Consider the following 652-nt stretch of genomic DNA (forward strand, 5'->3'; position numbering starts at 1 on the left):
CTGTCCCAAGGCGGCGATGGCCTGCCCGGCGGCTTGTCGGCAATGCTCGACGTCGGTGACGTTGCAGCCGATGCCGAGATGACCCTCGCCCAGCTCGGCCGCCGCCCGCGCGGCGCCCTCGGCATCCAGATCGAGGATGGCGACCCGTGCACCATGCTCTGCGAAGAGTTGCGCCGTAGCCCGGCCTATTCCTCTGGCGCTAGCCGCGCCCGAGATCACCGCGGTTTTGCCCGCAAGTAGCATCTGACGTCCTCCGTTCCTTTGTTGAAACGGATGTTTGTTGCTTCCATATTTCTGAACAAGCGAGAAATTCGCGTCCTTTGGTGAATACGATTCACCTATGAGCCGGGTACCTCTCTCGGGATTACGACATCGACGTCAACTCCCAGCTCCTTCCCCAGCCAGTCCAGAAACAACACCATGGATCGCGCGTAGCGGCGGCTGCCTGGAAAGACGAGCCAATGGCCAGTGTAGACGACATCCTCGCAGATGCCCTGCAACGGTCGTACGAGGCGACCAGCCGCCAGTTCCCGCTCCGCCAGCATGGTGGATTCGAGCGCGACCCCGAGCCCATCCACCGCCGCGCTGATGGAGATGAAGCTGCGGTCGAAGCGTGGCCCTCGCGGCGGCGGCGCAGAAAGACCATTTGCCG

The 652-nt window shown here is 63.2% G+C and carries 2 protein-coding genes; both read right to left on the minus strand.

Annotated features, from left to right (window positions below; translation table 11 throughout):
- Window positions 1-243: SDR family oxidoreductase (locus D2K64_RS23965; protein ID WP_120010930.1), on the minus strand; the 243-nt coding region annotated here is incomplete at its 3' end.
- Window positions 244-338: 95 nt separating this feature from the next.
- The coding region (locus tag D2K64_RS23970; protein ID WP_238384407.1) for a LysR substrate-binding domain-containing protein at window positions 339-652 on the minus strand (314 nt) is incomplete at its 5' end.

The sequence above is a fragment of the Teichococcus vastitatis genome, from assembly GCF_003604215.1.
Classification (GTDB): Bacteria; Pseudomonadota; Alphaproteobacteria; order Acetobacterales; family Acetobacteraceae; genus Pseudoroseomonas; species Pseudoroseomonas vastitatis.